The sequence below is a fragment of the Chromobacterium sphagni genome (genome assembly GCF_001855555.1).
Lineage (GTDB): Bacteria > Pseudomonadota > Gammaproteobacteria > Burkholderiales > Chromobacteriaceae > Chromobacterium > Chromobacterium sphagni.
In genome coordinates this window covers 1-5244 of record NZ_MKCT01000005.1, presented here as the reverse complement: position 1 = coordinate 5244, position 5244 = coordinate 1, and the positions used below count along the sequence as shown (strand labels likewise).

Here is a 5244-nt window from a genome sequence, read left to right as displayed (position 1 = left end):
AGACCATGCCGGTCTGGCATTTTTTTTGGTACATTGAGTCATGGAATGGACTGGCCGGATTTTCCAGATGGAGTGGTTTTCCGCGATAGGCACCGCGGCTTTCGCCTTTTCCGGATATCTGGTCGGCTTCCGCAAGCGGCTGGATCTGCTGGGCATCTGCATCATCGCCCTGGTCACCGCCATCGGCGGCGGCGTGATCCGCGATCTGCTGGTGGGGCGGGTGCCGCTGGTGTTCTACGATTACACCAATCTGATCATCATCGTCTTCGCCCTGCTGGCGGCCTGGCTGTCCAGCCTGCACAAACGCAAGAGCCGCACGCTGGAGCGCCTGTTCATCGTCGCCGACTCGCTGGGCCTGGTGGCTTTCAGCTTGGCCGGCGCCCAGGTGGGCCTGTTGTCGGGTCTGAACGCCTTCGGCGTGGTTTCGTTGGGTTTTGTCACCGCGGTGGGTGGCGGGGTGGTGCGCGACATGATGGTCAACGATGTGCCTTTCATCCTGCATCGGGACTTCTACGGCACGGTGTCCATTTTGATGGCGGGCGGGTTGTTTCTCGCCGACCGGTTGGGCTGGGTGGGCGCATTGTCCTTGCAGGTGCTGTTCTGGCTTGGGCTGGCGTTGCGCCTGTTGGCGCATCGCCACGAATTGACCTTGCCTAGGATGGGCGGGAGCGGGCGGTAAAAGGATAAGGATATGTGGTCGATGGAGGCAAACGCCGCCGCCGCGCTGATTGCCCGGCGGCTTGAGAGGTACGATTTTACCGGCAAGGTGGCGGATCTGCCTCGCCGGCAGGCGGGGCCGGATCTGCGGCCGGCGGCGGTGCTGCTGCCGCTGGTGTGGCATGACGACGGCGCGACGGTGTTGTTTACCCGCCGCACCGAGCACTTGTCCAGCCATCCCGGCCAGATCAGCTTTCCGGGCGGCAAGGTGGAGAGCAGCGACGCTTCGGCGCTGGCTGCCGCCTTGCGCGAGGCGCAGGAGGAGACTGGGCTGGATGCCGGCAGCGTGCGGGTGCTGGGTTGTCTGCCCGACTATGCGACGGTGACCGGCTACGTGGTGACCCCGGTGGTGGGGTTGCTGATGCCGCCGTTGGCGCTGTCCCCGGCGCCGGACGAGGTGGCCGAGGTGTTCGAGGTTCCGCTGCGTCTGCTGCTGGATCGAGCGGCCTATAGCGGCCACGACTATGTGCGCGACGGCGTGGCCGGCCGCTACCTGTCTTTCGAATGGCGGCGCTACACCATCTGGGGCGCAACCGCCGCCATGATGTGGATGCTGGCCGACGCGCTGGCTGAGGAGGGCGGCACCTAGCGCCCACCGCTCAAGGCGTTTCCTGGTCGCACAATATGATGTTGCGGCCCGCCAGCTTGGCCTCGTACAGCAGCTTGTCGGCGCGCGACGCCATCAGCGCTGGCGTGTCGCCGGGACGCCAGTCGGTGACGCCGCCGCTGAAGGTGATGCGCTGCTCGACGAAGGGGAAGGTGGTGTGGGTCAGGGCCATCTGCATTCTGCTCATCACCTTGTGCGCGTCGCGCAGCCGGGTGTAGGGGAAGATCACCATGAATTCCTCGCCGCCGATGCGGGCGTTGATATCGGTGTTGCGGGTGGTGTCGCGCAGCGCGTTGGCCACAGCCACCAGCACGTCGTCGCCGGCCTGGTGGCCGTATTGGTCGTTGAATTTCTTGAAGTGGTCGATATCGAACACCGCTATCGCCATGGTCTGGCCATAGCGTTCGCAGCGGCTGATCTCGTCGCGCAGCACCATGTCGGCGTGGCGGCGGTTGTACAGGCGGGTTAGCGGGTCGGTCACCGCCATCTCGGCCAGCTGCAGATTGCTTTGATGCAGCTGCTGCTCCAGCAGTTTGCGGCCGGAGATGTCGTACAGCGCGATCAGCGAGGACGGGAAGCTGTCCCGGCTCAGCTTCTGCAGCGAGACGATGGCCCACAGCCGGCTCTGGTCCTCCAACTCCAGTTCCACCTCGCGCTGCATCACGTCCTCGTCCTCCGCCAGCCATTGCTCCACCGGCTGCAGTTTCAGCGGCAGATTCAGTTCGTGGCTCGCCGCTTCTTCCGGCGTTCTGGGCGGCAGGCGCAGTAACTCCCGCGCCGGCGCATTGGCGTGCTGGATGCGGCTGGTGCGCGGATTGACCAGCAGCAGCGCCAGCGGCGCGGTGTCCAGTATCAGCCGCGCCTGCTCCTCGCTGTTGCGGATGCGCTCATTGCCGCGCAGCAGCAACTGGTGCTGATGCAGGTTCGACAGATGCTTGCGCAGCGCCAGCAGGGTCAGCGCCGCGACGAACAGCCAGCCGGGCAGGGCCAGCCAGGCCTTGTCCCACACGTAGCGGGTGAAGTCCTGCCGCGAAATGCCCACCGCCACCTGGAACGGATAATTGCCGGTCTGGCGCACGCTGTACAAGCGCATCGAGCCGTCGAAGCTGGAGGGCGCGCTGAACAGCGTCTGGTTGGCGTCGTGCGACAAGATGATGTGCGCTTGCAGCGGACGGTAGCTTTGCGGGTCGTGGCCGGCTACCTGCGGCCAGCGCGCCACGGTGAGCTGGCGCTGATCCAGCACCAGGATTTCGCCGTGCTCGCCGACGGTCAGTCGGCTGACTTCGTCCTGGAAGAAATTGTGGTTGATCAGGCCGGTGGCCATGCCTATCAGGTTGCCGTCGGCGTCATGCAGTTTGTTGGCCAGAATGATGCCGCCTTCAGTGGGGCTGTGCATCACCGCGGTGTAATTGTTTTCCTGCGGGTCGATGCGGTGCAGCCAGCGGCAGAACTCGTTGTGGCGGGCGTGGGGCGCGCCGCTGCGGTTGCTGCTGCTGCTGAATGCGGTCTGGCAGGCGGTGTCGACGATTTCTATCTGGCTGAGATAGGGCGCCAGTTGCAGCTGCTGCTGCAGCTTCTGTTGCAGGTTCTGTTGCGACTCGGGGCTAAGGTTGCCGTTGCGCAGCAGGCGCTGGACTTCCGGCATCTGGTTGCTGCTTTGCAGGATCAGCCCGGCTTCATGGATGCCCGAGCTCAGCCGTTCGGCCAGCAGCTGGCTCAATCCGCTGGCCTGGTGGCCGGCCTCGCTCTCCACTTGGCGGTAGCTGACGGCCAGATCCACCAGTACCAGTCCTATGGTGACCAGCAGGAATAGCGCTGCGCCCCATTTGGCATGGCGGGCGGAGCGCGAGCTGAATTTGCTGGGCGTCATGTCCATAGGCAGAGGCGGGCGTATGCTTGGCTTGTGATCGGCATGCCATTAGTATGACAGCTAACGCCGCCACTGCGTAGTCGCTTACAGGGTGAAGCGCATGGACAGATCGACGGCGCGGATGTCCTTGGTCAGCTTGCCGACCGAGATACGGTCGACGCCGGTGGCGGCGATGGCGCGCACGCTGTCCATATCTACGCCGCCGGAGGCTTCCAGCTGGGCGCGGCCGGCGCCGAGCGCCACCGCTGCGCGCATCTGCTCCAGCGACATATTGTCCAGCAGCACCAGCGTTGCGCCGTGCTCCAGCGCTTCGGCCAGTTGCTCCAGCGTTTCCACCTCGATCTGCAGCGTCACGCCGGGCGGCAGGTCTTGCTGCGCCTGTCGCAGCGCCGCCGCCACGCCGCCGGCGGCCATGACATGGTTTTCCTTGATCAGGATGCCGTCGAACAGGCCGATGCGCTGGTTGTCGCCGCCGCCCACCTTCACCGCGTATTTCTGCGCCAGGCGCAGGCCGGGAAGGGTTTTGCGGGTGTCGAGGATGCGAGCGCGGCTGCCGGCGGCGGCGTCCACGTAGCGGCGGGTTTCGCTGGCCACGGCGGACAGCAGCTGCAGGAAGTTGAGCGCGCTGCGCTCGGCGGTGAGCAGGGCCCGCGCCGGGCCGCTGATCCGGCACAGCTCGCTGCCGGCGGCGACCTTGTCGCCCTCGGCGACCAGCCATCGCACCGAGCAGCGCGCGTCCACCTGGCGGAAGCATTCGTCAAACCAGGCCTGGCCGCAGATCACGGCGTCTTCGCGCGCGACCACCCGTGCCGCGCCGGTCTTGTCCGCGTGGATCAGACGCGCGGTCCAGTCGCATTGGCCGATGTCTTCGGCCAGGGCTTGGCCAACTTGCTGGGCAATCAGGTGCTGAGCGGGTAGGGCGGGCATATGGGTCTCCATCCAAAAGCATATTGTACCGGGGCGCGCGGCAAAAGTGAGGGCTTTGCCATGACGAAGCGCGCCTGTTGATCCGGCGGCTCTGTTATGCTGATGGCAGTCTGATTTGCAAGTTTCATGTCATGGATCTATCCGCACTGCAGTTTGGCGCATGGTTGTCTTGGCTGGCCGGCGCCCTGGCCGTGGCGCTCCTCGCCCTGGCGGCCTGCAAGGTGTCCTGGCGCAAGCTCGACGCCAGCGCGCTCAATGCTTGGATGGGCGCCTGCGTGCTCGATCTGGCGCTGTGGCTGCTGCGGGGAGGATTGCAGCCCGGCTTGTCGTTCCACCTGTTGGGCGCCGCCTTGTTTGCTCTATTGATGGGGCCATGGCTGGCTTTGCTGGCGTTGGCCATGGTGCAGCTGGCGCTGGCGGCGGGAGGGCAGGCGGAGTGGCTGGCGCTGGGAGTCAATTGGCTGTTGACGGCGCTGCCGGCGGTGGCGGTGACGACCGGGATGCTGGCGCTGGCCCGCCGCTTCCTACCGGCGCATTTCTTCGTGTATGTGTTCGTCAACGGTTTTCTGGCAGGCGGCGCCAGCCTGTTCGCCGCCGCTTTGTGCGGCATGCTGGCGCTGGCCATGGCCGGGGCGTATCCGTGGGAGGCGTTGCTGGACGATGCCTTGCCTTACTATTTTCTGCTGTCGTGGTCCGAGGCCTTCACTACTGGGCTCTTGCTGGCGGTATTGATCGTGTACAAGCCGCAGTGGGTGGCCACGTTCGACGACGGCTATTATCTCGGCGACAAGCCGGGCAATCGTTGAGGAGAGTTGCGATGCCGTTCGTGCTATGGAGTCTGTTGTTGGTGGCCGTGTTGCCGTTGATCTGGGCCGGGGTGTCCAAGGCGGGAGTGAAGTACGACAACCACAAGCCGCGCGAGGAGGCGGCGCGGGCTAGCGGTTACCGCCTGCGCGCCGGCTGGGCGCAGCAGAACGCCTGGGAGGCGTTGCCCACTTATCTGGCCGCGGTGGTGGCGGCCTGGCTGATGAAGGTGCCGCTGCCCGAAATGAACGCGGCGGCCGCGGTGTTCGCGCTGGCGCGGGTGGCGCATGGCCTGCTGTATGTGGCGGACCAGGCGTCG

The 5244-nt window shown here is 65.5% G+C and carries 6 protein-coding genes; 4 read left to right on the top strand and 2 right to left on the bottom strand.

Translation table 11 applies throughout. The features are described from left to right. Nucleotides 1-40: 40 nt before the first annotated feature. On the top strand, nucleotides 41-679 hold the full coding sequence (locus BI344_RS06525) for a trimeric intracellular cation channel family protein (protein ID WP_071112184.1): 639 nt from the start codon (nucleotides 41-43) through the stop codon (nucleotides 677-679). A 21-nt stretch (nucleotides 680-700) separates the two neighbouring features. Then, the gene (locus BI344_RS06520; RefSeq protein ID WP_239690881.1) at nucleotides 701-1306 is read left to right on the top strand and encodes a CoA pyrophosphatase; all 606 of its coding nucleotides are present in this window, start codon (nucleotides 701-703) and stop codon (nucleotides 1304-1306) included. 10 nt (nucleotides 1307-1316) lie between these two features. On the opposite strand, the gene BI344_RS06515 is transcribed toward BI344_RS06520, so the two are convergent. Continuing rightward, nucleotides 1317-3194, bottom strand: coding sequence for a sensor domain-containing diguanylate cyclase (locus tag BI344_RS06515; RefSeq protein ID WP_158021039.1), 1878 nt, complete (start codon nucleotides 3192-3194; stop codon nucleotides 1317-1319). A gap of 84 nt (nucleotides 3195-3278) precedes the next feature. Continuing rightward, a complete protein-coding gene (gene nadC, locus BI344_RS06510; RefSeq protein ID WP_071112181.1) occupies nucleotides 3279-4121 on the bottom strand; it encodes a carboxylating nicotinate-nucleotide diphosphorylase in 843 nt (280 codons plus the stop codon). Between the two features lie 131 nt (nucleotides 4122-4252). Here nadC and BI344_RS06505 point away from each other — a divergent pair, with 131 nt between their 5' ends. Beyond that, on the top strand, nucleotides 4253-4927 hold the full coding sequence (locus BI344_RS06505; RefSeq protein WP_071112180.1) for an energy-coupling factor ABC transporter permease: 675 nt from the start codon (nucleotides 4253-4255) through the stop codon (nucleotides 4925-4927). An 11-nt stretch (nucleotides 4928-4938) separates the two neighbouring features. Continuing rightward, nucleotides 4939-5244: MAPEG family protein (locus BI344_RS06500; RefSeq protein ID WP_071112179.1), on the top strand; the 306-nt coding region annotated here is incomplete at its 3' end.